The sequence below is a fragment of the Streptomyces niveiscabiei genome (assembly GCF_001419795.1).
GTDB classification, from domain to species: domain Bacteria; phylum Actinomycetota; class Actinomycetes; order Streptomycetales; family Streptomycetaceae; genus Streptomyces; species Streptomyces niveiscabiei.
Genome location: NZ_LIRL01000516.1, coordinates 1 through 2,204 on the forward strand (window position 1 = coordinate 1; position 2,204 = coordinate 2,204).

Sequence of the window (2,204 nt, forward strand, 5' to 3'; positions counted from 1 at the left end):
CCCCCAGCACGGCCCCCACCCCGAAGAGCATCCAGTAGAGGCCGAGCAGCCCGGCGCCGGAGCCGAGATCGTCGGTGACGTGGAGCGGGAGGGCGACCTCGACGGGCCCGTACAGAAAGTTGAACAGCCAGGTCAGCGCCAGCACGCCGAGCAGCTCGGGCTGTTGCCGCAGCAACCGCAGCCCGTCCGCCGTGCGCCCCGCGTCGACGGGAGCGTCGGTCACCCCGCCCTTCTCACGCAGCCGCCCCACCTGGACGGCGAGCACGGCGAACGACAGCGCGTCGACCCCGATCAGCCACGCGGGCCCCACCCACGTCACCAGGAGCCCGGCGAGCGCGGGCCCGAGGATGATGGAGGCGGAGGCGCTGGAGCTGAGCAACGCGTTGGCGGCGAGGCGCTGTTCGGGCGGGAGCAGCTGAGGGACGAGCGAGTACTTCCCGGCCCCGCCCCACGCGTGCAGCACGGAGGACCCCGCGAGCAGCGCGACGTACAGCACGGGATGCAGCACCCCCGCCGCCCAGGCCGCCGGCACGCACCCGAGCATCACGGCGCGCAGCCAACTGTCCACCACGACGAGCCTCTTGGGCGCGAGATGCCGCAGCCACCGGCCGAACACCAGCGCCCCCACGGCCCCGGGTAGCGCGTACGCCGCGACGGCCGCCCCCACCACGAACCCGGCCTGCCCCTCGGGCGCGATCAGCACCCCCAGCCACGCCACCGCGACGACGCTCATGCCGTCCCCGAGATCGGAGACGGCCAGCGCGGGCAGCAACCGCCTGAACGCGCCGTGGGCGAACAGTGGTTGATAGGTCCGGGGCACGAGCCGACGAGGCGAGAGGAGAGTCACCGGCCAAAACTAAGGGACTGACCGGATCGCGCACCGTCGGCATCAGGGACCCGGCGTCGAGGGCCTGCCCGGCTCAGCCGGTTGACGGGACCCGCGCGGCGGCGACGCAAACCGCTTGCGCCCGCCCACCCCCGACGGTGATCGTGACCCGTGTGGACCATGAACTCGTCGAAGCCGCCGCCCACCTCGCCCGCACCCGCTGCCACGGCGACAACCACACGATGGCGGCGGCCGGCCGCGCGGCCGACGGCCGGATCGTCACCGCCCTGAACGCCTACCACTTCACCGGCGGCCCCTGCGCCGAACTCGTCCTCATCGGGACGGCCGCGGCCCAGGGCGTTGACGACCTGAGGACGATCGTCGCCGTCGGCGACCGGGACCGGGGCGTCGTCCCGCCGTGCGGGCGCTGCCGCCAGGTCCTCCTCGACTACTTCCCCGGCATCGAGGTCATCGTCGGGGACCGGGCGCTGCCCATCGGCGACCTGCTGCCCGAGAGCTACGTGTGGGCCGACCACCAGTGACTCACCGCGTGCTGTAACCGGTCTCGATGAGCTGCCGCAGGGTCGGCAGCGCGTCGCCGTCGACGGGCGCGCCCTCGGTCCAGGCGAGGAACAGCGCGGCGAGGAAGAGGTCGCGGCCCTGGACGGCCGGGCGCGCCGTGCCGTGTTCCCGGGCGGCGGCGAGGAACTCGTCGGTGACGGCGAGGAGTTCCTGACAGGAGACGGAGAGCGGCGAGCCGTCGTGGGTCATCGCCGCGAGGACCGGCGCGGGCAGCCCCGTGAAGGTGCTGAAGTACTTCTCCAGCGTCAGCAGCCACCGCCGCAGCGCCTCGTCGGCATCGTCCACGGCCCGCAACTCCTCGCGTCCGGCGAGGAGTTCGGCCGCCGGGGCCTCCAGGGCCGCCGCGAGCAGCGCCTCCCTCGTCGGGAAGTGGCGGTAGAGCGTGGCCGGGCCGACCCCGGCGTCCCTCGCGATGGCCTCCAGCGAGGTCCCGGCTCCGTACCGCGCGAAGTGGCGCAGCGCCGTGTCGAGGATCCGGACCCGGTTGCGCGCGGCGTCGGCACGCGGCTTGCGGCACGTCGTCGGGGTGGTGTCCATCGCGTTCCTGTTCCTGTGGGGCGGGCTCGAAACCAGTCAATCATCACGCAACCGGAAGCTGCCTCCGTTTAACGTGATAGAAGTGGAGAGTGTCTCCGGATATTCGTCCGGGCCGCCCATCGCGAACGGAGTACGCCATGCCCCGCACCCTCGGTCTGATCGGCAGCGGAAACATCGGTACGGCCCTCGCCCGCCTGACGGTCGCCGCCGGCTGGAACGTCGTCCTCAGTAATTCCCGGGGCCCCGAGACCCTCACCGG

General features: G+C 72.9%; 4 protein-coding genes. 2 read left to right on the forward strand and 2 right to left on the reverse strand.

The features are described from left to right. Nucleotides 1–820, reverse strand: an 820-nt coding sequence (locus tag AOK24_RS24485; RefSeq protein WP_240554094.1) for an MFS transporter, incomplete at its 3' end; no start/stop codon positions are given. Between the two features lie 179 nt (nt 821–999). On the opposite strand from AOK24_RS24485, the gene AOK24_RS24490 reads away from it, so the two are divergent. Further along, on the forward strand, nt 1,000–1,368 hold the full coding sequence (locus AOK24_RS24490; protein ID WP_206191261.1) for a cytidine deaminase family protein: 369 nt from the start codon (nt 1,000–1,002) through the stop codon (nt 1,366–1,368). A gap of 1 nt (nt 1,369) precedes the next feature. Here the strand turns inward: AOK24_RS24490 and AOK24_RS24495 are convergent, their stop codons facing one another. Continuing rightward, a complete protein-coding gene (locus tag AOK24_RS24495) occupies nt 1,370–1,945 on the reverse strand; it encodes a TetR/AcrR family transcriptional regulator (RefSeq protein ID WP_055722231.1) in 576 nt (191 codons plus the stop codon). Between the two features lie 137 nt (nt 1,946–2,082). On the opposite strand from AOK24_RS24495, the gene AOK24_RS46310 reads away from it, so the two are divergent. After that, nucleotides 2,083–2,204 (forward strand): NAD(P)-binding domain-containing protein (locus AOK24_RS46310; RefSeq protein ID WP_159051965.1); only part of this gene is annotated, 122 nt, incomplete at its 3' end.